At 59.0% G+C, this 24,393-nt stretch carries 16 protein-coding genes; 15 read left to right on the top strand and 1 reads right to left on the bottom strand.

The genetic code is table 11. The annotated features are described in order from the left end of the window. The 8 genes from BQ7355_RS05035 to BQ7355_RS05070 all read left to right on the top strand — a co-directional run bounded on the left by BQ7355_RS05035 (position 1) and on the right by BQ7355_RS05070 (position 9,428). The gene (locus BQ7355_RS05035; RefSeq protein ID WP_072415209.1) at positions 1-1,182 is read left to right on the top strand and encodes a UDP-N-acetyl glucosamine 2-epimerase; all 1,182 of its coding nucleotides are present in this window, start codon (positions 1-3) and stop codon (positions 1,180-1,182) included. Positions 1,183-1,184: 2 nt separating this feature from the next. Next, the gene (locus BQ7355_RS05040; protein ID WP_072415210.1) at positions 1,185-2,291 is read left to right on the top strand and encodes a glycosyltransferase; all 1,107 of its coding nucleotides are present in this window, start codon (positions 1,185-1,187) and stop codon (positions 2,289-2,291) included. Next, complete coding sequence (locus BQ7355_RS05045; RefSeq protein WP_072415211.1) at positions 2,288-3,418, top strand: EpsG family protein; 1,131 nt, start codon at positions 2,288-2,290, stop codon at positions 3,416-3,418. The genes BQ7355_RS05040 and BQ7355_RS05045 overlap by 4 nt, the downstream gene beginning before the upstream one ends. A gap of 168 nt (positions 3,419-3,586) precedes the next feature. Continuing rightward, entirely contained in the window at positions 3,587-4,831 is a 1,245-nt protein-coding gene (locus BQ7355_RS05050; protein ID WP_072415212.1) for an oligosaccharide flippase family protein, read from the top strand. Positions 4,832-4,835: 4 nt separating this feature from the next. Then, positions 4,836-5,687 carry a LicD family protein gene (locus BQ7355_RS05055; protein WP_072415213.1) on the top strand — a complete coding sequence of 284 codons (852 nt, stop codon included), beginning with the start codon at positions 4,836-4,838 and terminating at the stop codon, positions 5,685-5,687. A gap of 14 nt (positions 5,688-5,701) precedes the next feature. Continuing rightward, a complete protein-coding gene (locus BQ7355_RS05060; protein ID WP_072415214.1) occupies positions 5,702-6,424 on the top strand; it encodes an IspD/TarI family cytidylyltransferase in 723 nt (240 codons plus the stop codon). A gap of 8 nt (positions 6,425-6,432) precedes the next feature. After that, complete coding sequence (locus BQ7355_RS05065; RefSeq protein WP_072415215.1) at positions 6,433-7,485, top strand: NAD-dependent epimerase/dehydratase family protein; 1,053 nt, start codon at positions 6,433-6,435, stop codon at positions 7,483-7,485. Positions 7,486-8,711: 1,226 nt separating this feature from the next. Further along, complete coding sequence (locus BQ7355_RS05070; RefSeq protein WP_159430444.1) at positions 8,712-9,428, top strand: DUF3800 domain-containing protein; 717 nt, start codon at positions 8,712-8,714, stop codon at positions 9,426-9,428. A 658-nt stretch (positions 9,429-10,086) separates the two neighbouring features. Here the strand turns inward: BQ7355_RS05070 and BQ7355_RS05075 are convergent. Beyond that, on the bottom strand, positions 10,087-11,340 hold the full coding sequence (locus BQ7355_RS05075; protein ID WP_159430445.1) for a KAP family P-loop NTPase fold protein: 1,254 nt from the start codon (positions 11,338-11,340) through the stop codon (positions 10,087-10,089). A gap of 402 nt (positions 11,341-11,742) precedes the next feature. Here BQ7355_RS05075 and BQ7355_RS09100 point away from each other — a divergent pair, with 402 nt between their 5' ends. The 7 genes from BQ7355_RS09100 to BQ7355_RS05110 all read left to right on the top strand — a co-directional run bounded on the left by BQ7355_RS09100 (position 11,743) and on the right by BQ7355_RS05110 (position 24,260). Next, a complete protein-coding gene (locus BQ7355_RS09100) occupies positions 11,743-12,582 on the top strand; it encodes a hypothetical protein (protein ID WP_143761751.1) in 840 nt (279 codons plus the stop codon). A 1,442-nt stretch (positions 12,583-14,024) separates the two neighbouring features. Further along, positions 14,025-15,239 (top strand): AAA family ATPase, encoded by a 1,215-nt coding sequence (locus tag BQ7355_RS05085; protein WP_072415219.1) that lies wholly within the window; start codon positions 14,025-14,027, stop codon positions 15,237-15,239. Then, positions 15,232-15,819, top strand: coding sequence for a hypothetical protein (locus BQ7355_RS05090; protein ID WP_072415220.1), 588 nt, complete (start codon positions 15,232-15,234; stop codon positions 15,817-15,819). The genes BQ7355_RS05085 and BQ7355_RS05090 overlap by 8 nt, the downstream gene beginning before the upstream one ends. A 61-nt stretch (positions 15,820-15,880) precedes the next feature. Then, positions 15,881-16,810, top strand: coding sequence for an SGNH/GDSL hydrolase family protein (locus BQ7355_RS05095; protein WP_072415221.1), 930 nt, complete (start codon positions 15,881-15,883; stop codon positions 16,808-16,810). Between the two features lie 328 nt (positions 16,811-17,138). Further along, entirely contained in the window at positions 17,139-18,353 is a 1,215-nt protein-coding gene (gene tyrS, locus BQ7355_RS05100) for a tyrosine--tRNA ligase (protein WP_072415222.1), read from the top strand. Between the two features lie 936 nt (positions 18,354-19,289). Beyond that, a complete protein-coding gene (locus BQ7355_RS05105) occupies positions 19,290-22,064 on the top strand; it encodes a YhgE/Pip domain-containing protein (RefSeq protein WP_072415223.1) in 2,775 nt (924 codons plus the stop codon). Beyond that, on the top strand, positions 22,065-24,260 hold the full coding sequence (locus BQ7355_RS05110) for a YhgE/Pip domain-containing protein (RefSeq protein WP_072415224.1): 2,196 nt from the start codon (positions 22,065-22,067) through the stop codon (positions 24,258-24,260). It abuts the gene before it with no gap. Positions 24,261-24,393: the final 133 nt, after the last annotated feature.

Here is a 24,393-nt window from a genome sequence, read left to right on the forward strand (position 1 = left end):
ATGACGAAGAAATATTCTCAGATTGCCTTTAGAGGTAATGGCCGGCTCAAGCTGCTGATCATCGTGGGCACCCGCCCGGAGGTCATCCGCCTGTCCGAGGTCATCAAGAAGTGCCGCAGGCACTTCGACTGCCTGCTTGCGCACACCGGGCAGAACTACGACTACACGCTCAACGGCATCTTCTTCCGCGACCTCGAGCTTGCGGACCCGGACGTCTACCTGGACGCCGTGGGCGACGGGCTGGGGGAGACTATGGGCAACATCATCGCCCGCTCCTACGATCTGATGCGGGAGGTTGAGCCCGAGGCCCTGCTCGTGCTCGGTGACACCAACTCCTGCCTGTCCGCCATCGCGGCCAAGCGCCTGCACGTCCCGATCTTCCACATGGAGGCCGGCAACCGCTGCAAGGACGAGTGCCTGCCCGAGGAGACCAACCGCCGCATCGTGGACGTGATCTCCGACGTGAACCTCGCCTACTCCGAGCACGCCCGCCGCTATCTCAGGGACACGGGCCTTCCCCCAGAGCGCACCTACGTCACGGGCTCGCCCATGGCCGAGGTGCTGCGCGCCAACCTGGCCAAGATCGAGGCGTCCGATATCCACGCGCGCCTCGGGCTCGAGCCGAGGGGGTACATGCTGCTCTCCGCGCACCGCGAGGAGAACATCGACACGCCCGAGAACTTCGAGAGCCTCTTCGGAGCCGTCAACAGGCTCGCCGACATCTACCGGATGCCCATCCTCTACAGCTGCCACCCGCGCAGCCGCAAGCGCTTGGAGGAGACCGGCTTCGAGCTGCACCCGCTGGTGCGCATGCACGAGCCCATGGGCTTCCATGACTACAACCGCCTGCAGATGGACGCCTTCTGCGTGGTGTCGGACTCGGGCACCCTGCCCGAGGAGAGCTCGTTTTTCGCCTCCGTCGGCAGGCCGTTCCCGGCGGTGTGCGTCCGCACCTCCACCGAGCGCCCCGAGGCGCTCGACAAGGCGTGCTTCACGCTCGCCGGCATCGACGAGCGCGGCCTGGTGAACGCCGTGCGCACAGCCGTGGCGCTGGACGCGGAGGGCTCGCTTCCCCAGGCACCCGTGCCCGACTACTCCGACGAGAACGTGTCCACCAAGGTCGTGAAGATCATCCAGTCCTACACGGGCATCGTGGACAAGATGGTGTGGAGGAAGCGCTAGCCATGGCGGTTTACGCACACATCAACTCCGTGCCGAACGGCTCGACCGGCGGCATAATGATGAGGCGTCATCGCGAGCTTCTGGAGGCGGGGCATGAGTCCCATGCGTTCTGGGGGCGCGGTAGGCGCGGGGGCGATGATCGGGAGCATAGGTTCGCGACCGATGCGGAAGTGAATTTCGATGTGTTGCAGACACGCCTCGACGGGAGGGCGGGCTTCCATTCAAAGGTTGCGACGGGGCGCCTTCTCTCGAAGCTGGATGAGGTACGCCCCGACGTCGTCTGCCTGCACAATCTTCATGGCTACTACCTGAATATCGAAATGTTATTCGAGTGGCTTGTTGGGCACGATTGTCATGTTGAATGGACTTTGCACGACTGCTGGGCGTTCACCGGTCATTGCGCGCACTTTACATATGCGGAGTGCGAGCAATGGCGGTCTCATTGCGCATATTCGGGGGGCTGCCCTCAACTCGATACCTACCCCAAGACGATATGCGGGCGGAGCTGTTTCAGGAACTTCACGGACAAGAGGCGGATCTTCACGAGCGTCCCGCTGGAGAGGATGACGCTGATCACTCCGTCCCACTGGCTGGAGGGCCTCGTGAGGCAGAGCTTCCTCGGAGGATACCCGGTGGAGGTGCGCCACAACACCGTGGATAAGTCGGTATTCAAGCCGACTCCTTCTGATTTCCGTGAGCGCTACGGCATCGGCGACCGCTTCATGATCCTGGGCGTCGCGAGCCCGTGGACGGATCGCAAGGGGCTCGGGGATTTCGTTCGGCTGGCCGGGGAGCTCGATTCGGATAAGTTTGCGATTGTGCTCGTCGGACTCTCCGAAAGGCAGGTAAGGGCGCTTCCCGAAGGCGTCATCGGTCTTACGCGGACGGATTCACCTCAAGAGCTTGCTGAGATCTATTCGACCGCGGATATTTTCTTTAACCCCACACGTGAGGATAACTATCCGACTGTGAACCTCGAGGCAGAAGCGTGTGGTACGCCAGTGCTTACTTATTTGACCGGAGGATGTTCTGAGACCATCGGCTTGGATGGAAGTTCGACAGCATGCGACTACGATAGCGCGCTGACGATAATTAGGGATATACGATGAGTCCATACCTTGTATTGCTGGTATTTCTGATAATGATGGGAATCGCTGGCTTTAATCCTAAAATAGAGAACCTATCGTACAAGTTGTCCTTTTTGATCTTGACCGTGATGCTAGTATTTCGATTTGGTCAGGGAACGGATTGGCTCTCGTACAATTACATCTATTCTATTGCTCCTGCTGAAATCGATTTTCATCACTTTTTTTATTCGGATTTGGTTCACAGCGAAGTCGGATGGAAGTTAATCTGCAATATCTTTAAGGTTTTCGACTTAGATTTTGTGCACCTATCAATCGCTTGCGCATTGGTAGAGATGTTTGCGCTCAATCGCTTCCTGACGGAGAACTCCACTAACCGTTCGCTCAGTTTGGTGATCGCGTATCCGACCGTATATCTCACGTATTTTTTTTCAAGTATGCGTCAGGGATTGGTCATTGCTATTTTTCTAGGAATGCTAATCGGTTGCTTGAGAAGGGGCAAGTTTCTCCGTTATTCGCTTCTCGTCTTGTTGCTCTCGACGATTCATTCGATGGCCCTGTTACTCCTGATCCTCCCGTTCGTTATCAGATACCCCGTAAAGCAGATGTTCTCGGTCCTGTCGGTTTCCGCGCTGATTGGAATATGCCTGGTTCCGGTTATGCCGTCATTGATGCGAATGGTTGGGTTGTCATATGTGGACAGCTCCATTTCAATTCCTGCCGTGTGTTACAGGCTGTTAAGCGCCGCGATAGTTTATTTTTCATATACAGCGAATGAGGGTGATGATTCGGAGTCCGACCCCGAGCTCGCACTATTGCTTAAACTGTATCTCGCCGGTCTTTCGGTATACGCTCTCGCCGTCGCAAGCGATATTATGGCAAGTAGACTGGCCTCCCCCTTGTTGTCAATCGAGATTGCCATTGTGCCGACATTGCTTCAGCGTGGTTCCAAGCACCTGCTGCCTCCGTTGGTTTGCCTGGTTATCGCGAGTTCGGCCTTTATGACTGTCAAGAATATAGACAGCTACATCAAGCAAGGGCATTACGCTTACGGCGTGACCGTTGCCAGCTATCCATATATCAACTATTTCAACAAAGAGGATATTTTTCAGTATACAGCCAATCCGTATCTGGCGTACCTAGATATCTAGGTACAGCAATGGTCGGGGATGGCGGTGGCGGAGAGTGGGCTTTATGGGCAGATGCGATATATCGAAAAATAGCACTGGACGCCGTTTTGCGATTGAAATGATTGGGGCGAATTTGACGCTCGGGTTCTGTCGGGCAAGGCAAGTTGAGCAATTCGGAGCTGTTCATTGATGAAGACGAAGCATAAGACCTTCTACAGCAATGTAGTCTGGCAATATGGCTTGCAGCTAATCAAGTATGTAATGCCGCTGCTCACCCTGCCGTACCTCACGCGCGTGCTCGAGCCGGAGGGTTATGCGGTGTACGCCTACGTCGTGTCGTTCATGACGTTTGCACAGACCTTCGTGGAGTTCGGGTTCAACCTATCGGGCACCAAACAGGTGGTCGAGGTGCGCGACGCGCGCGAGCTCGGGCGCGTCACGGGTTCCATCACGCAGGCGAGGCTTGCCCTCTGCGTGGTTGCCGGTGTCGCCTGCGCGATCGTAGGCGCGTTCATCCCGATCATGCGCGACAACGCGCTCTACGCGTGCCTGGCCTACATTGCGGTGTGCGGACGTGCGCTTGCGCCGGACTTCCTCTTCCAGGGCAAGGAGAGGATGGCGCCGATCACGGTGCGATATTTTGTTTCTAAGGGCACTTCCACGGCTCTCACGTTTGTGTTTGTTCATTCCGTTGCCGACATCCTATGGGTGCCGGTGCTCGATATAGCGGCGAGCGCTATTGCGCTCGCATGGTCGTTCTCCGCAGCTCGCAAGATGTTCGGGCTCAAGATCGAGTGGGTGGCGCCGCACGTGTACCTCAAGGAGCTCGCGCGCTCGGGTTACTACTGCCTGTCCAACATGAGCAGCACCGCGTTCAGCGGTTTCACCACGCTGCTTATAGGCGTCGCCATCAAAGATCCTGCCCAGATCTCCTACTGGTCGCTATCCATGACGGCGATAGGGGCGGTGCAGTCGCTCTACAGCCCCATCATCAACAGCTTGTACCCGCACATGGTGGCGCAGAGCGATTTCGGCTTCGCCAAGCGGCTGGCGTTCATATCGGTGCCGTTCGTGTTCGGCGGTACGGCGCTGTTCTTCGCGCTGTCCGAATTCATCATGCTCGTGCTGGGCGGCACGGAATACCTGCCGGGTGCTTACGTGTTGCGCCTCGTGACCCCGGTCCTGGTTTTCTCGTTCTACGGGATGTTCTTCGGATGGCCAGTGCTGGGCGCGGTGGGCAGGGTGAAGGAGCTCACGGCAACCACCCTCGTCTCATCGGTTGCGAGCATCGTGGTCCTGGTCGCGGTGACGGCCGCGGGCATGGCAAGCGTTGCGGTCTTCGCGGTAGTGCGCAGCCTCACCGAGGCGTTCATGTGCGCGCTCAGGCTCAACGAGTGTCGCAAGGCGTTTCGAATTAAAAAAGGAAGGCTGTAGCTAAATGGAAAAGAGAGAGTACCGGAGTCAAGATGAGACAGCAAACGAGCCAGTTCTCTCGCATGAAGAAATGCAACAGGAGGAGCTTCGCTTATTGCGCGCATTTGACGCCTTCTGCAAGAAACACGAATTGAAGTATTCACTTGCCGGAGGAACGCTCCTGGGCGCAGTACGCCACAAGGGGTTAATTCCCTGGGATGATGACATAGACCTCAATATGCCAAGGCCGGATTGGGATGCCCTCATCGGCTTGCGTGACGACCTGTTCGAATGCACTGGTCTTCGGGTTATTCCGTATTTCGGGTCTGATATCGACGCCACGCCATTGGTCAAGCTCGTCAACCCACAGATTAAGGTCCAGTCGGACTCCGAGCGGGAGTCTTCATATTTGTGGATGGACATTCTTCCCGTCGACGGCCTCCCAACTTCCCTGGCTGAGACAAAGCGAGTGTACCGACATGCAAAGTGTCTTAGGAGAATGCTCGCGGTCGCCGTCTCCACCGCCGAATCGGGACACAGTCCTCTCCGTCGTTTATTTAAGAGGCTCGTCGGCCCCATCTTGAGGGCGTTCGACGCCCAGCGTCTTCTCGGGGCGAGGTTGGATAGGTATTCGAGATCGATACCGTATGGCTCGACGCCCTACGTTGGAGGCGTTGCCTGGGGGATGTACGGTGCTGGGGAGCGTGTGCCGCTTAAGGGGTTCGAAAACTTGGTCTCTTTGGAATTTGAAGGTCAGCAATTTAGCTGTATGTCTTGTTGGGATGAATATCTCCACGGCCTATATGGCGATTATATGCAGCTTCCCCCTGCCGATAAAAGGGTCGCGCACGAGCTACGCGCATGGTATGTGAATTAGGATGTGAGGGCCACATGAACATTGCGGTTATTTTTGCCGGCGGCGTTGGTTCGCGAATGCGCTCAAGGGAGCTCCCCAAGCAGTTTCTTCGCATCCATGGTAAACCGGTGATTGTCAGGACCGTCGAGCATTTCCAATATCACCCCGAGGTCGATTCGATCGTCGTCGTTTGCATTGCGCAGTGGCTCGATTACTGCCGCTCGCTTCTCGAACGGCATGGCTTGAGCAAGGTTGCAGCTGTGGTTCCCGGTGGCAGCAACGGGCAGGAATCAATCTACCACGGCCTGCAAGCTGCAGAAGAGCTCGCTGGCGGCGATCGATCGATCGTGCTGATACACGACGGGGTCAGGCCTCTCATTAATGAAAAGGTGATTAGCGACAATATCCGCTCCGTGAGGGAGAGCGGTTCGGCGATCACATGCGTGAGGGCCAAGGAGACGCTTCTCGTCGAAGGCTCGGCAGATGAGGTGTCTGATATCCCCGACCGCTCCTTGCTGAGGATTGCCAGGGCTCCCCAGAGTTTCTGGCTGAACGATATCATCGCGGCGCACAGGGATGCGATTTCGGCCGGCAGGCACGACTACATCGACTCGGCCAGCATGATGTTCGAGCGAGGGTACAGCCTGACGCCCGTCGACGGTCCCGACGAGAACATCAAGGTCACGACGCCGGATGACTTTTTCTCCGTGCAGGCGATTCTGAACGCGCGTGAAAACGAGCAGATATATGGATTGTAGGTGGTAGTATGCATTCCTCTATTTTGGCCGAAGAGTTTTCGAAGCTGAGCCTCAAGCTTTTTAGTCCGTTCGCAGGCGGCACGGTTGCCGTTAGCGGCGCCACCGGCCTCATCGGGTCTCTCGTCTGCAAGGCGTTGCTGCATGCGAACATGAGCTACGATCTCGATCTTCATGTCCTGCCAATCGTGAGAACGGCAAAGAGGGCCGTCGACTGCTTCGAGGGTTGGGAGGGGCCGGGTCTGATGGATCCGTTTGTGTGCGATCTCTCCAGTGTCGATGCAGGTGAGAGGATCGACGCGGATTTTTATTTGCATGCTGGCTGTATAACCCAGTCCAAGAAAATGGTCGAGCGTCCCGTCGACGTGATGGAAACCTCTGTAAACGGGACGGGCTGGATACTGAGAAATTGCGCACGGAACGGGGCGAGGATGGTCTTCGTCTCATCGATGGAGTACTACGGAACGCTTCCCTCGGGCGTTGTCGCCGATGAATCCGCGCTTGGCTATATCGATATGCGCAGTGTTCGTAGCTGTTACCCTGAGTCAAAGCGCTTTTGCGAATGCCTTTGCAATTCGGCTGCATGCCAATATGGCGTGGACGTCTGCTGCGCCAGGTTGGCCCAAACGTTTGGGGCGGGCGTGCCATCAAGCGAGAATCGCGCATTCGCGCAGTTCGCCCGAAGTGCGATGCGCGGGGAGGACGTTGTCCTTAGAACGCTCGGGCTCTCGGAGGGGAATTACGTCAACTCGATCGATTGCGTTGCAGCCCTGTTACTTTTGCTGGCTAAGGGCGAGCGGGGGGAGGCGTACAACGTCTCCAACGAGGACTCCCATTGCACAATAAGGGAGATGGCCCGCGTCGCAATTGAGGTGCTTGGGGATTCAGCTGCCCAGCAGGTTCAATTTGATGTCGATGAGACCAATAGCTGCGGTTTCGCCCCCGATGTCCGGCTTTTTCTCGATAGCTCGAAGCTGTCTGCATTGGGTTGGTCCCCGCGCTATGACCTTAGAGGGTCTTTTTCCCAGCTTGGATCATATCTTGTCGAGCAGGATATGCTGTAGGAGTTGCATGACCGAGCTCGAGTCGTTGAGGGGAGTACATATCCCTTCGATGGTGACGTAGTTGACCTGTTCATCTACTTGTCAGAAAGTCTGAATTCGTATGTTCTGAATTATCTGGACGCTCAAAGCAGGCGGGCGAGAAGCAGGTATTGACAGTCGGGAGTCACTTCGAGTGCTTTTAAGACGCTACCTTCATTTTTAAGGCATTTGCTTTATGCCGACCTATATGTGAGATGGCCTTGCTATACGACTCGGCATATGTGACGATGCGGTTACCGAATGGGTGCGAGTCCTGCAGGTGTCAGAATGGCGAGGTTCGTACCTCGCCATTCTCGTATATAGGGGGTCCATATATGAGCGTTTGAACCTGCACATCGACGAGACCGGCAACCAGGATCTATCGGAGGACCGCCATTTCGTCGCTGTTATTCTCTATGAGCATGGCGGGGACATCGAGGGTGCCATCGCTCGCTACGAGGCGTGTTCGTTTTCAAAGGCTGACGTGCTTCCAGGCTTTCGATTCCATTGCTGCGTATTATGACAACGGCCGGGACGCCGTGAGCACTGCGCTGCATGTTGCGTTGGATTTCGTGCTCGCGAAGAACGTTGCCGACTATCGTCATGCTAACCCGAATGCCCGCAGGCTTCTTCAAGTCTCCGACTACGTATGCACGGTTCTGTGCGTCTCCGAGGGCTGCGACGCCGGCAGGAAGCCGAAAACCCACGAGCGGTTTTCGGCAATCGCCGGAGCTTCGTTCAATCATTCAAAGAGCAGCGGGCTCGAAAGGTGTTTATGTAGGTCGTTTTCCGATGCGCCGGCTGCCACCCGCTCCTCTTGTCTGATGTTTGAGCGTGACAGCGCGCCAGCCGGGGCGTGCTCCGGCCCTTTTAGTAGCGCAGTTAATACTTTGAGTAGTGATCAGAATTGGTGACGTCCACAGGAAAGGCGCCGCCATATTTGTAGAACGGTGCTAAAAAATTCCCCATGGCTCGCGTTGTCAGTTGAGGCTCCTATTCAAAAGTTCGTTGTTGAAGGAGTGAGATTGTCGCTTGAATACGTCTGCTTGCTATGGGTAGAATTGCGGTGCAGGCAGCCGGTTAGCTGGGCTGCGTACCCGAGGTGTGCGAGCGTGAGCTTAAGCGAACTATGAGTTTGCCGCCCCTTGGGCAGGAAGGGGTCGCCGATGGCGGCCCCTTCCTGTTATATCGCGGGAAGCGGGGTGATCATGAGGCTGTACGTCTACGCAGACGAGTCCGGGGCGTTCGACAAGTTTCATAACGATGTATTCGTTTATGGCGGAGTGGTGCTGCTGGGAACGGCTGCAAAAGATAATGCCGTGCGCAGGTTCTTGGCGATCGAGCGCGAGATCATTTTCGCGAGCGCCGACCACGATCCCAAAGCCGAGCTCAAGGCATCCCAGATGACTTTAAAGGAGCGAAAGAGGTCCTTCACCTCTATCGAAAGGCCGGGATGCCACCAGTACGCCGCAATCGTTGACCAGCAGGCTCTATACGACGCTATTTTCGATAGCAAGCGTCGCAAGCAGCAGTTTCTTGATTATGCTCTAAAACGTGCAGTTAAATCCGGGATAGTCGAGGCGCTTCGACTTGCCGGTGTCGCAAAAGAAGAGGTTGACTCCGTAACCGTTGTTGTCGACGAGCACTCAACCTCGACCGACGGTAGATACAATTTGCAGGAGACAACCGATGAGGAGCTGCGCCGTGGGATGTTCAACTTCAATTATCGGAAGTTCTTTCCTCCGGTTTTTGCTCACGAAATCCCGAAGGTGAAAGTCGCTTACGTCGATTCATCGAAGGTGCCGTTGATTCGCGCCGCGGATGTAACGGCGAACTGGGCCTACATGGCAGAGCGCGATCGGGCCTCGTATCCGCATGCTTACGAGATGCTGAAAAGCAGAGCGACGATCATCAGGTTGCCGTAAATAGCGGCGCGTGACGTGGTGTGGTGCCGCGTATTGTCCGGATTTGCAGGGTTCGGGGTTTTCTGGACCAGCGGACTGTTCGCCGTTGCAGTGTTTCGGAATATCATCCATGGCGCTGCCTGGGTGGATATGTGTGAGATGGGTGTGGGGAGGAGGCTGGGGACGGTACCAACTATGGGCACTCAGTTTGATTTGGATCTATTCGCATCCATTCACCTGATGACTAGAATGAACAGATGTGAATAGTAAGGTGCGAGGTATGGATTGCCTTTCGATTTTCATCAACATGTTTGCCGCTTTGGGCACTGTGATTGCTTCTTGGGCGGCGCGCACCGCCGTGGCGCTGGATGCGGAGGGCTCGCTCCCCAGGAGCCCGTGCCCGACTACGCCGACGAGAGCGTGTCCACCAAGGTCGTGAAGATCATCCAGTCCTATACGGGCATCGTGGACAAGATGGTGTGGAGGAAGCGCTAGCAATTTCGGTAACTGCATGCTGCATGCGACCGCCTTCGGACGGCTTGCCTTCGGTTGGGGGTGACCGGAGGCGGGCCATCCGGAGGCGGCTTGTGTCATGGTGAGACCATGCGAGCGATACCTGCTTTGATCAGGCTTTATTGGATGGGTGCGCTGTGTTGCCAATACTAGCTAGGTGCAGCGCTCACTCTCTTTCTATCATGGGTATCAAGCAGCCGTTCTCCACCTCATCGATCGTTTTGTATGCTGCAATCTTCTTGTCAAATTGATTAGTCCATCGTAGGGCGGCAACCGCGTCAATGAACTCATCGATGCGGTTCTCGTCATCGACCATGCTACGATAGTCGTCAGGCTTGATGCAGCGGCCAAAGGTTTCCACAAAGCAGTTCTTAATTTCTTTCGACCCTTTCACTTCCGTAGTGAAAACAGAGTAGTCTCCTTTGTTTATGAGTCGATCGTAGGCAGCTGGATTGGACACCCGTATCCCAGCCACAACGGTGTCCATAAAGCTGACGCGAAAGACAGCCTCGTTCGTGTTGTGTGCATCGTCGAGGCGAGCCAAATTCGGCTTACATATGTCGATGAGACGATTCGTTTCCCGTAGCGACATTTCGTGTGCCTCAACAATTGATTTGATGACCAAACTTGATTGGTAGCTTGGATTCATCTCCCTATGTGCCAGATAATCGTCCATATCTACCGTGCGGATTGGGACCGTAATGTCGTAGAACTTGGATAGATAACGGCTGCCGTTAAAGCCCGCACCATATTGTCCTTCGATTACGTGTGCAAGCTGTTCAGTGTTGAGGGAATACAGTACAACGACGTTATCCAGATCAAACAACGTCTTGAGCTCCTCCAAGAGCTTGCAGGCGAATCTTGGCTCACATCTGTCGAGCTCATCGACAATGAGGAGCAATTTGTCTGCGCGTTCTTTTAGGACGAGATTCACCGCTTCGGCAACTGCGCAGCGTAAGCTCGACCGCTTTTTGAATGCGTCGAGCAGGTCCTCCACTTTCATCGCCTGCGCTGTCTTATCGATTGCAGAGCCGAGCCCGGGGATGCAGCAATTGAATGTTAGTTCCATAAGGGCCTTGAGCGCCGTCTTTATCACCTTGTTGTCCGACGGCTCGCTCTCGAGGCGAACCTCGTCGGTTTCCGCAGCGAGCGTGCATGCAATTGACGCCAAGGGATCGCCCCAGTAGTCACAGCTCCAGGCGTTGTAGTAAACAGGTAGATAGTCACAATGCCACGAGGTATTGCCTTTGAATGCATTGCTGGCAATCATGTTAATTCCTGCTGGCAGCACGTCTGGGCAGGTATTGAGGTTATCAATGACGATTTTAAGGGATCTGACGAAATACGTTTTACCAGATCCCCAATCCCCATCGAGAAAGATGGACAGTCCTTTATCTATATTCATCAGCAGGCGCAGCATGTCTGCTATATCCTTATTACGATTAAGCGAGTTACTCGATATGAGCTCAAGAAGCTCATCGTCGCCAGGATTGTAGTTGGTTCGTTGCAACATTTTGTCTCCTATTCATTTGGACACGAGTGATTCATTTCTTCCCGGGAACAGCGGGCGTTAATCAAAAAGTAGGTATTTACCCCATTGAGACAACTCCGTTCGTGTTTTGGTGGTGGGGTTGGGAGTATTCGTCCGAAACTCAGCCGGCTTAGATGGAGCTCCACTCAGGTGTCATTCGTCGTCAATTATCGAGTGTCCTGAATTAATGTGAGACTAGGTGGATAATAGGCCACAGGGCTAAAAAGAGTTCCTTACGTAGGTGCTTGCTTAGAGCATTTCCATTGAATGAGTGGGCACTTCGGTGATCGTATGGCTGGAGACGGGATGAGCTGCAATAGAGGAGATTCAGAAAAACGAGCGCTCAGTCTTGTGAAGGAGGGGTTGTTTGGAACCATTAGTGCTAATGATCCCGTCTGTGATTCACGGTGTATGTTCGGCTTCAACTCAGATGAGGCTGATTGCTTTGCTGGGTTTTTGTCCTCGCTGGCGCCAAACGCAAACCTAAGCCTGTTTCCGGATTTCGTATCTCCCGATGGCTTTATCGAACATTTTCGCGTGAGTGCCTCTTCTGGCAAGGGAGGCGGCTCAAAGTATTTTGAGAGGCAGTCTGAAATCAAGAAGCAAGTTGAAGGTATGGTGGAAGAACTATATTCTTCCACGAATGAAGAAGACGGATTATTTTCGACGTTGTCGGCTGCGTATGTTCAGCCTGACGCGAAGTATTGGGACTTCGCTAACTCGTTCAAACGGTCCTGGCGTAAGCATATGGAGAGCAGGAGTAAGTATCTAGAGCAGGATGCGTCGCCGCGCCATCAGGCATTTTTGGTGGAAATGTCCCAGTTTGGCTTAGAGATGTTCGAGATCATCAATATAGATGGGCTGGATGACCGTTGCTTCGGCGATCTTTATGAACCGGAGCATTTAAACAACTATCGTTTGAGTCGCGATAGATATTTGCTGTCATGGATACTCGAAAATGCCGACGGCATCAACTATGTGATCTTTCTGAGCGCAGATAGGCTTGTCGAAGTTATCCACGTGCCGATGATACCTACCCTCATCAAGTTCCTTCGATGGGATTATTGCATCATGGGGAGCCGTGTGGTTGAAATGCACTCTGTGGGCAATGTGCTGACTACCGTGGATTGATTATCGGTTCGCATTTTGCGTGTTGAAACTAACCAACACGTCGCCGAGCTATGGGTTGGTTGCTGAGTGCCGAATCCTTGCTGATCGAGTCGAGCCGAAAAGTATTGGCGTGTCCATTTACCAGCATGTGGCACGCGCGGACATCGAAAATGACCCCTAGGTGCCGTTTGCCGGGTTCCAGCCGCGATACGATGAGGGTCGAGGTACGTTCCTCGTGGCCCCAGGGTTTCGAATAGATTGGCAGTGTGCCTACCGTCCTTGCCGGGCATGGTGCAGAAGGGTGACCGAGGACGAATCGGCTGCGGCTTCTTCGCCGTGTTCCCGGTCTTCTGTCCCTCTCGGCTGTATGGCGAGTCCGATTGCTTATTCGGAGAGGAGCGGGTGGGGCACGGGTGGCGAGGGGTGATATGGAAAGCACGAAACGGGTTCTACCTATAGCGCGCAATGCTCAGATGATTACACAGAAAGCGCGATAGCGGAAAACGGCCGTCCAGCTCGACGGCTTGCGTTTCGCAAAGGCTGCGCGAGAGTCGTTACGGGCCGCCTGCGAGGCTTAGAGTTTGCGGTGGCCTTTCGGATGCCGGTCTTGTTGTGCGGATTGCGCTGTGCAACCATGCAATAACCGAAGGAACGTTAGCTCTGTAGGCGTCAGATTAGCGAGGTCCGCATCTCGTCTTTTCGCGTACATGGGGGTTCTGGACCGAGCGCTTTAATCTCCGCGTCGACGAGGCCGGCAACCAGGATCTTTCGGAGGGCCGCTATCTCGTCGCCGTTGCCCTTTATGAGCATAGTACGTGCATCGAGGACGCCATCGCTCGATGCGAGGCGCGCTTGTTCGAGGCGGAGGGCATCCCCTATTTTTATATCTTCTTGCCTGGATAGTATCCGTAACATCGGTTACAGCCGGATCTGTTTCGAAGATTGACCTTGCGTGCGTTTCCCCGAGCTCAGTTTTGCCGACTTTTCGCAGCCGTATCGGAAGGGGCGAATGTATACGGGGGCGATGCCGCTTGCTGACCTGCGATTCTTCCGGGATAAGCGGCGGCGGACCCGGCGAAATCGGGAATCGATGGGAGGGGGTGGAAACCGCACTGACGGGCTTCGGCATGTGGGCGCCTGGGATGTTTGGCGCGAAAGCGGCCGCCGCGCCTCAAAGCCAAAAGGCCCGCCGTCCCATGCGGGAACAGCGACCTTTCTTCGTTCCCGCTTCGCGTGGAGACGCGGAAGCTATCGCTTCTACGGCAGGCGCCATCGTCATAACGGCACGCTCGCTAGGCCGATTTGACGAAATCCACAGGGCTTCTCGAGGGTGCGAGGGTTCGAGGGCGACAAAAGATGTCGAAGAGCTATAACCAGAAAAACTGGTTATAGCTCTGCTACAATGAATGTGTTGTAGCTGATTCTGGCGACCTGGAATATCGGCCTATTGAAAAGGAAGCGCCATGCGTATCGTTAAAGTTGTTGCCAAGGGACTCCCTCTTTATCGTGATGAGCAGCTGACGCTTGACTTATATGCAACCGATCGCGTTGCGAGGGGTGAAGACGGAGCTATTCACGATGTGATGCGGTTGGGAACTTCCGGTGCAATATACTCGCAAAACGTTTTGGGTTTTGTGGGCGTCAACGCGTCGGGCAAGACGTCGACCCTTAATTTGCTGGAGTTCATCGTTTCTTATTTGACAGACCGCAGAGTGTCGAGGCATCTTGCATTCGAGCAAGGGCGGCTTGGCAGGATTGGCAAAGAACTTGATCTTTCGGTGGTGTTCTGGAAAGACGGGACATTCTATCTTTTGGATTCGAGCTTGCGCTGCGAAAAGCCGGAAGGCGGAAGATCCGGTTGCGTGTACGGGGACGACTTGGTTTTTGAGGACGAAGCGCTCTGGAAGCTTGATTCGGCGTACCCGAAGCGCGCGTTCTTGGATGATCTTGAGCTATTTAAGAGCAGCGCCTCGATTCTCATTCGTAGGAACGGCGACCATAACGAGGACCCTTCTGTGCTCACAGCTGATGAGCGCGCGTACTTGGACGGTCATACGAGCATCGTGTCCCGTGTCACGGGACAGGTCGGTGAGCGCGTCTCGCGTCCGATGGGCATGCTTCCGCGGGAGGACCTCCCGGCCCCCGTCCTGCGAGCATTCGACCCGAGCATCGAGTCGCTTTCGTATGACCCCGAACTCCAGGTTTACCATTTAAAGTTTTACGGCGAAGCCGAGAGGGCGATGGGGCCTGACGCCGTAGGTGCTTTTCTTTCTCGGGGGACTATTATCGGCGCGGAGATGGTCCAGTATGCTTTAGGCAGGCTGCGAGATGGCGGCTATATGATCGTCGACGAGATTGAGACGAGCCTCAATAGGTCGCTTGTCGGCGTTGTGATAGGGCTGTTCGCGTCTCCTGCGACAAACCCTCATGGCGCGCAGCTGGTATTCACCACGCATGTGCCCGAGTTGCTTGACGAGGTGCGCCGCAAGGACGCCGTGTACGTTCTGCGGCGAGACGCGGCCTATAAGACGGAGGCCGTTAAATACTCCGACGAGGTCAAGCGCATTGAGAACAAGAAATCTGGTGCCATCCTGCGCAACAAAGTCAGGGGGTCGCTTCCCAATTATCCTGATGTTCAGGCGATGCGCCTCTATGTAAAGAGGTGTCTGGATGACTAGGGACGAGGCGCGCAGTCTTCTGCGAGGCAAGTTCGTTCTGTTTTCCGTGGAGGGCGCTGCCGAGGCGGTGGTCATGGAATCCCTCATTGCTCATGATGCCTTGGTGGTTCCTTTCGAGCGCCTGGTGTCAGACAGCGATGACCCAACTCGGTATTACACGCGTACTCGCAAGGCTCGCGACATAGCGGACAGGTATTTTAAGTCGAACTACTATTCCGATGGTGCCGATGGCCTGTTGATAGCAAGAATCGTAGACACCTCTTCGGCAAAATTCGAACTTCCGAAAAAGGTGCGCGACGACGCGACGGTTTTGAGTTTCTACACAAAACCCGAGATTGAAATGTTAGCCATTCACCGAGAGGGAGCTTTTAAGGAGTGGGGACGAGAGAGTCGTAGAAATCGCTCTCTGCGTCCGAACGAGTTTTGTAAAGCGAACCTTGGGATGAAAGATATCAAGGAGACCAACTTCCTAAGGGGATATTGGAGCGACTGCGACGAGCTTGTAAAGGCGATAAGGGAATATGCGCGCACGTCGAGTCGAGGTCGTGATGAGTTGTTTTTAGCTGACCTATTGAAGTAGGCGGCCCGGGGAGCCAATGATGTGGCGTATGGATTCAGGCAGGGAAACGGCAGGCATAGCAATGGTCAGCACGCAGCAGGGGAGCTCGGCTCCCGCATACGGTATCCGCTCCAACAGTGGGTTCTCCATCCTAGGCGATTCCATCAGCACGCTCGCGGGCGCAACGCCGCCGGGATGGCGTACGCACTACGAGGGCGAGGTTCATGTGGACGGCGTCACCGAGCCCGCCCACACCTGGTGGGGCCAGGTGATCGACCACTTCGGCGGCCATCTGGTCGCCAACGCGGCGTTCTCGGGATCGGTGGTGGAGGGCTTCGGCTTTCCCGCCGGCGACAGCCCCGAGCGCGCCGCCGCGCTCGCGGGCGCGGACGGCGAGCTGCCGGACGTCGTGCTCGTCTTCATGGGCATCAACGATTACGGCTGGGGCGGCGGGCGCAACCAGGTGATGGGGGAGAGCCTTTCGGCTTCCGCCCGCCCCGAGGGCCTGCCCGGCCCGCGCGAGGTCGCCATGGCGGTGGGGCCCGAGGCGCTCGACCGCTTCGGGCGCGCCTACGCCTCCATGCTCTCCCGCGTGCGCGCGCTCGCGCCGCAGGCGGACATCTGGTGCCTCACGCTCTCGCCTGCCACCTCGCCCAGCCCGGGGGAATCCTGCTACAAGTACAGCATCCGCGGCATCGAGCTCGCCGCGTACAACCGCGCGATCAAGCATGCCGCCGCGTCAGCCGGCGCCCATATCGCCGACATCGCGGCGTTCGGCGTCGCCTACGACGCGGTGGACGCCTGCCACCCCTCGGCGCTCGGTATGCGCCAGATCGCCGACATGGTGATCGCGCAGATGGAGGGCCTGCCTGCCGACCGTGCGCTCATCTCCTCGCTTGCCGACGCCCCGGCCGCCCGCCGCATCTGCTTCGAGCGCGATTGCGCGGGCTGTCCGCTCGGCGACGCCGACCCGCGGCGCTGGACGATCGCCTGCGCGGGCCCCCGGGGATAGGAATCGCCGGCATCCTTGCGCGGCTGCGGGGATAGGGCCTGTTGCGACGTCCGTGTTTGCGCGCGCCGCCGTGCTCGGGAGCCCGCTGCTCCGCTGCGGCTCGCTTCCGGCCCGTCTCGTCCCGTACAGGCGCATCGCGAACGGCATCGCCTTCACGGACGTCCGCCTCACGTCATGTTTGCCCGGCTTCGCCATCCGCTCAAAGGGCTACCGAACGCACCTGAAAACAGGTACACTTATGCGGTTGTATCACTGTCAAGCACCGCCTGCGGCGCGCGAGCGCGGCTCAGCACGGCGAGGGCGCTACCGAATCGTTAAGGAGACCGATATGCTGCCAGTCGATGAGCAGATGCGCATCATCACGTCGGGCGCCGCCAAGATCGTCCCCGAGGCCGACCTGCGCAAGAAGCTCGAGAAGGGCACGCCGCTCAACATCAAGCTCGGCGTCGACCCCACGAGCCCCGACCTCCATCTCGGCCACGCCGTGCCGCTGCGCAAGATGCGCCAGTTCCAGGACCTGGGCCATCGCGTGACCCTCATCATCGGCAACGGCACCGCCACCATCGGCGACCCGTCCGGCAAGAACACCACGCGCCCGCAGCTCTCCCAGGAGCAGGTGGAGGCCAACGCCGAGACCTACGTCTCCCAGGCCATGAAGATCCTCGACCCCGAGAAGACCACCATCGTCCACAACGGCGACTGGATGTTCCCCATGGGCCTGAAGGAGCTCCTCTCCATCGCCTCCAAGTTCACCGTTGCCCGCATCCTCGAGCGCGACGACTTCACCAAGCGCTACCAGTCCCAGACCCCCATCGCGCTGCACGAGTTCCTGTACCCCGTGATGCAGGCCTACGACTCCGTGAAGATCGAGGCCGACGTGGAGATGGGCGGCACCGACCAGCTCTTCAACCTGCTCGCCGGCCGCGAGCTCATGGAGAAGATGGGCATGGAGCCGCAGATCGCGCTCACCATGCCGCTGCTCGAGGGCACCGACGGCACCCGCAAGATGTCCAAGTCCTACGGCAACTACATCGGCCTCACCGATGAGCCGGCGGACATGTTCGGCAAGACCATGTCGATCCCCGACGAGATGATCGCCAAGTACTACCGCCTGGCGAGCTCCAAGACCCCCGACGAGGTCGACGCGATCGAGGCGTCGCTCGCCGACGGCACGGGCGACCCCTATCAGCTCAAGCGCGCCCTGGCCCGCGACCTCATCACCACGTACCACACCGCCGAGGACGCCGCGGCCGCCGAGACCGAGTTCGACCGCGTCTTCAAGGAGAACCAGCTGCCCGAGGACATCGCCGAGGTTTCGCTCGACCTCACCCCGGGCGAGGACGGTACCGTGTACCTGGCCGGCCTGCTGAAGGACGCCGGCCTGGCTCCGTCTGCCGGCGAGGCCCGTCGTCTCATCGACGGCGGCGGCGTCAAGATCGACGGCGAGGCCGTGGCGCCCAAGAGCTACAACATCGACGCCGCGCTGCTCAAGAGCGGCACCGTGCTGCAGGTCGGCAAGCGCAAGTTCGCCCGCCTGGCGTAACGCGCCCCGCCTCGATTTGGGGACAGGCTCTAAATTGAGGCTCTAACAGAGTTCGAATTGGTGAAGGCCGGCCCGCGGGGGTCGGCCTTCGTCGTCGTGCATTCCGGCGGGCCTATCTCCGGGTTGCGGTTAGCCTTGTTTTCGCTGCAGGCTGCCGCGCAGCCGGAGTGCGCCGCCTCGGTGCCGCTCGGACGGTCACCGCTTCCCGAGCGATCGGCGATATGCATCAAGTACGCGCTTCGGAGCATGAATTATGCATCGGTTATTCGCTGCGTTCGCCGCCGGTCGATGAAGGTGGCACAAAATGCCGTCGAGTCGGTATCGCCGCGGCGTGCTGCCGGGGTGTTCGGGGGCGGATGGTTTCCGGGAGGGTGATTCCGGGCGTTGCGAGGCGGTGCTGGAGCGGAGATACCGATACGGATGTCCCCGAACTGGTGCTGGCCGGGGCGGTCTTCAACCGGATGTCCCCCTGTATGCCGGCACCGAGTACCGACTCGAGCGCATTTCGTGCCAGACTCGACCGTCCCCGTGCCTGCCCGGCGCCGTTTCATGTCCGAGGGGTGCCCGGTCCGAGGCCCGGCCCAGGTGAGGTGCACGGATTATTCGGAGTTGATCGAATGTGACCGCAGTCCCAACGGGACTGTTCCTAAATTGAGGCGTGGACCGCGGGAGCGTGCTCTTCGCGGCGGCGAGCGCGAGCTCGCGGCTCGCGCCTCAGGCCGGCGTTTGTTCCCAACGTGGGGCGCGGGTTGATCACGCGCTTCGTGGCCCTGAAAATGTGCTCACTATGAAAAGAGTTAACGCACATCTGTCAAATAAGTATCTAACGGGGTATATTTCTTCCTCGCACGGGCGGGGGTGTGCGCAAAAGCTGCCTCGCGCTTGTCTACAATGGGATTACGAGCTCCTCCGCGTGGAACGAATGGGTGGATCGGCGTGAACAAGGCATTCCAGATTTTCAAACGCGACCTCAAACGGCTGCTGCACAACCCGGTGGCGATCATCATCACGATCGGCGTGTGCATCATCCCGTCGCTGTACGCCTGGTACAACATCGTCGCCAACTGGGATCCCTACGCCAATACGGGCAACATCAAGATCGCCGTGGCAAGCAACGATCGCGGCACGGAAAACGACCTCACCGGCGAGCTCAATGCCGGCGACGAGGTCATCGAGAAGCTGCGCGAGAACGATGACCTCGGTTGGACCTTCGTCGACGCCGACGAGGCGCGCGAGGGCGTCGAGCGGGGCGACTATTACGCCGCGATCATCATCCCCAAGGATTTCTCGCGCGACCTCACGAGCATGCTCACGGGCACCTTCACCGAGCCCAAGATCACCTACTACGTCAACGAGAAGAAGAACGCCATCGCCCCGAAGGTGACCGATACCGGCGCGGAGACCATCGAGGAGCAGGTGAACGACACGTTCGTGGCCACGGTGGCCGAGACCTTCGTTCAGCTCGCCCACGACGCCGACGCGAGCCTCACCGCCTCGGGCGACGAGGCGTCGGCGAGCCTGGTGGGCACCGTCGGCGCGGCATCGCGCGCGGTCGCGGACGTCCGCGCGACGATGGGGGACCTCACCGAGACGATCTCGGGGGCCAAGGGCGCCATCGCGTCCGCCGACAAGGCCCTCGCGGGTCTTTCCGAGCAGACGCCCTCGCTCACCCAGGCCCTTCAGCAGGGCGACGAGCTGCTCCCATCCACGCGCCAGACGGCCCGCGACTTCACCGCGTCCCTCAACACCGCGCTGTCCGACGGCACGGCCGCTCTCGGCAGCGCATCTTCCAAGGCCAACGCCGCAGTCGGTAAGATCTCGGGCACGCTCTCCTCGGTGAGCACGAGCATCTATATTTCCGGTAAGAACATCGACAACCTGATCGATCACAACAACGCCGCGATCGAGCGGCTGCAAAACGTTCCGGGCTCCGGCGACCTCGCCGGGGTCCAGGCGATCATCGACGAGCTCACGGCGCTCAACACCGAGCTCACGGGCCTGCGCGACGGCCTGTTCGCGCAGAGCGAGGCGCTCGAGAACGACGGCAGCGCGGCCAGCGCGGCCGCCGAGGCGATCGACGCCGCGGTCCAGGACGGGGTGGGCGCGGTGAACCGCATGCAGTCCACGCTCAACTCGACCACGCTGCCCCAGCTCTCGAGCGGGCTCGACGCCTTCTCCGACGTCTCGGGCGACCTGCAGGCCGTGGTGGCGGGCCTCGAGCCCACCATCGCCCAGGCGCGCGGGATGCTCGACCAGCTTTCCGCCACGCTCGATCAGGCGACCACCTCGCTCGAGCACATGGACGCGGCGCTCGAGAAGCTGGAGGAGAAGCTCTCGGCGGCATCCACCGACATTGCTGCCCTCGGCGCCTCCGAATCCATGGACCAGCTCGCCGAAGCGCTCGGCATCACGCCCGCGGAGGCGGCGGACTTCATGTCCTCGCCGGTGAAGCTCACCACCAAGGCGGTCTACCCCGTATCTAACTACGGGTCGGGTGTCGCCCCGTTCTACACCAACCTCGCCCTGTGGGTCGGCGGGTTCGTGCTGATCGCGATCTTGAAGCTCGAGGTGGACACCGAGGGCGTGGGCGCCTTCACCGCGACGCAAGGGTATTTCGGTCGCTGGATGCTGATGGTCGCGCTCGGATGCGTCCAGGCCGTCATCGTGTGCGTCGGCGACCTGGTCCTGGGCATGCAGTGCCTGCAGCCGGCGCTGTTCGTCCTCGCCGGCGTGCTGACCTCGTTCGTGTACGTGAACATCATCTACGCGCTGGCCATCGCCTTCAAGCATATCGGCAAGGCGCTTGCGGTCGTGCTCGTCATCGTGCAGATCCCCGGTTCCTCCGGCATGTACCCCATCGAGATGATGCCCGGCTTCTACCAAGCGATCCATCCGTTCCTGCCGTTCACGTACGGCATCAACGCCATGCGCGAGACGATCGGCGGCATGTACGGGATGGCGTATCTGGGCAACCTGGCCGTTCTGCTCGCCTTCCTCGCGGTGGCGTTGCTCATCGGTGTGTGGCTCCGTCCGGCGCTGCTCAACCTCAACCTCCTGTTCGACCGCCAGCTCGCTTCGACCGGCGTGATGATCTGCGAGGAGAACGACCTGCCGCGCGAGCGTTTCTCGCTGCGCTACGCCCTGCGCGCCATGCTCGACGTCGCTGGTTTCCGCGAGCAGCTGCTCGCGCGGGCCGCGCGCTTCGAGCACCGGTACCCCTATCTCATCAAGCTCGGCTTCTGCCTTGTCTTCGGCCTGCCCGTCGTGCTGTTCATCCTCACGGCGATGCTCGACCTTACGATCGACGGAAAGATCGTTATGCTCGCGCTGTGGATCGCCTCGGTCGTGCTCGCCGACGCCTACATGATCGTCGTCGAGTACATCCGGGAGAGCCTGAACGTCCAGATGCGCCTCGCCATGCTGTCCGACGAGGGGCTGCGCAAGGAGATTCGCGAACACACGGCCGTTGGTCACCGGCTGTTCGGCGGGCAGATGGGTTCCGATGCGGAGGCGGGGCCTGCCGGCCCGTCGTCCGAGCGCCACGACGCCGCGGCGACGGCGCCCCTGGGCCTCTCCGTACGCGGTGCCCATGCAGCCGGCGGCACCGATCCCTCCCTTGATGGCGAGCGGGAAGGCGGCTCTGCCGCACGGCCCGCGCGAGGGACGCATGCTAAGCGAGATGCGGAATCCGAGAAGGGCGGTGAGGCATAGATGAGAAACATCATCGAGATCTTCAAGCGCGACCTGTCGCGCATCGGGCACAGCGTAATCGGCCTCATCGTGGTCGTGGGACTCGTCATCGTGCCCGTGCTGTACGCGTGGTTCAACATTGCGGGCAGCTGGGACCCGTACGGGAACACCGGCAACCTGAAGGTCGCCGTCGCCAACGAGGACGCGGGCTACGAGAGCGACCTCATTCCCATCAAGGTGAACATCGGCGAGTCCGTCACGGCGGCCTTGCGCGAGAACGACCAGCTCGGTTGGGAGTTTATGAGCGAGGACGACGCGATCGAGGGCGTCAAGTCGGGCGCGTACTACGCTGCCGTGGTGATTCCGGAGGACTTCTCCGCAGACATGATGACGCTCTTCTCGTCGAAGGTCGAGCATTCCGAGATCGTCTACTACGAGAACCAGAAGGCGAGCGCCATCGCCCCGCGCGTCACCGACAAGGGCGCGAGCACCGTGCGCAAGCAGATCGACGAGACCTTTACCTCCACGGTGGACGACATCGGTCTCGCGGTGACCGCCGGCCTGCTCGACTATATGAACAGCGACGAGGTGCTTAACTACGTTTCGAACCTGAGCACCTCGCTCGACGAGAACATCACGGACCTGCGCGAGGCCGCCGATGAGGTCGGCTCGCTCGGGGGGCTCACCTCGTCGACTTCGAAGACGCTCACCTCTGCTTCCGACCTGCTGGGGCAGACCGGGACGACTTCCGATAGCACGGCGGCCATGCTTGCCGACGCCAAGAACGGCGTCGCCGACATCTCGGGCGCGCTTTCGGGTGCCAAGGCGGATATCGAGTCGGCGCTCTCCGAGAGCGCGGCGGGGTTCGATGCGGTGTCCTCTTCGGTGGACGCCGCCTTCGATGCGGCCGATGCGCACGTGGACGTGTGCACGGCGCAGCTCGGTGACGCCAAGGCCAAGGTCGAGGCGCAGGTCGCCAAGCTGCAGGAGGCCGCGACCGCGCTGCACGGACTGTCCGACAAGGCGGCGGCGGCTGGTCTCTCCAAGCTCGCTTTCCAGCTCGACTTCGTGGCCAACAGCCTGGGCAACGTGGCCGAGGAGGGTACGCGCGTCGCCACGCGGCTCCAGGAGGTCGCCGACGCCCTCACGAGCGGCACGTCGAGCGTCGAATCCTCGCGCGCGGAGATCCAGAAGGTCCTGGACGAGGCCAAGGAGGCCATCTCGGGCGTGAAGGGCGACTACGACACCACGCTGAAGGGCCAGGCGGATCAGCTCGCGAGCACGATCGATGGCATCGTGAGCGCCAGCTCCGGCATCTCGGCCGACCTCGACGCGAGCGTGAACGGGCTTGCGGGCACGTCGAGGTCGCTCGCCGCCGACCTTTCCGGTATCGATGCGGCGCTCGGCGACACCTCGGCCACGCTGGCCTCCGCCGCCGACACCCTGCAGCTCATCAAGGACGATCTCGACGGCGCGATCCAGAGCGGCGACCTCGCCGCCATCCGCTCGCTGATCGGCGGAGACCCGGAGGCGCTCGCCTCCGCGCTGGCCGCCCCCGTCTCGCTCGACCGCAAGGCCGTGTACCCCATCGAGAACTACGGCAGCGCCATGGCGCCCTTCTACACGGTGCTCTCGCTTTGGGTGGGCGGTGTCGTGCTCGCCGCCATGATGAAGGTCACGGTGGACGAGCAGACGTGCCGCGATCTGGTGCCCTTCCGCCTGCATGAGCTGTACTTGGGCCGCTACTGCCTGTTCTTGCTGTTGGCGCTCGCCCAGGCTACGCTCGTCTCCGCGGGCGACATCTGCTTCTTCCGGATTCAGTGCGAAAGCCCGATGCTGTTCATGCTCACCGCATGGCTTGCGTCGATCGTCTTCTCGCTGATGACCTACACGCTCACGGTCAGTTTCGGCGATATCGGCAAGGCGCTCGCCGTCGTGCTGCTGGTCATGCAGGTCGCGGGCTCCGGCGGAACGTTCCCGATCGAGATGACGGCCGACTTCTTCCAGGGCGTCTATCCGTTCCTGCCCTTCACGCATGCCATCAACGCCATGCATGCGGCGATGGCGGGCGCCTATGGGATGGAGTACTGGATCGAGATGGGCATCCTCGCGCTGTACCTGCTGCCCTCCCTGGCACTCGGCCTGCTGCTCCGCCGCCCGGTGATCCGCGCCAACAACTGGATTATCGAGAAGCTGGAGTCCACGAAGCTGATGTAGCGCCCCGTCCGCCGGGTCTCAGAAAGGGGACAGGCACCAAATTGAGGTCCTCGGTACAAGAGAGGCCCGGCTCCCGTGCAGACGGGGGTCGGGCCTCCCTACATTGCCTTGTTTCGGCTTGAATCCCGGCCCC

This window comes from Collinsella phocaeensis (genome assembly GCF_900119895.1).
Classification (GTDB): Bacteria; Actinomycetota; Coriobacteriia; order Coriobacteriales; family Coriobacteriaceae; genus Collinsella; species Collinsella phocaeensis.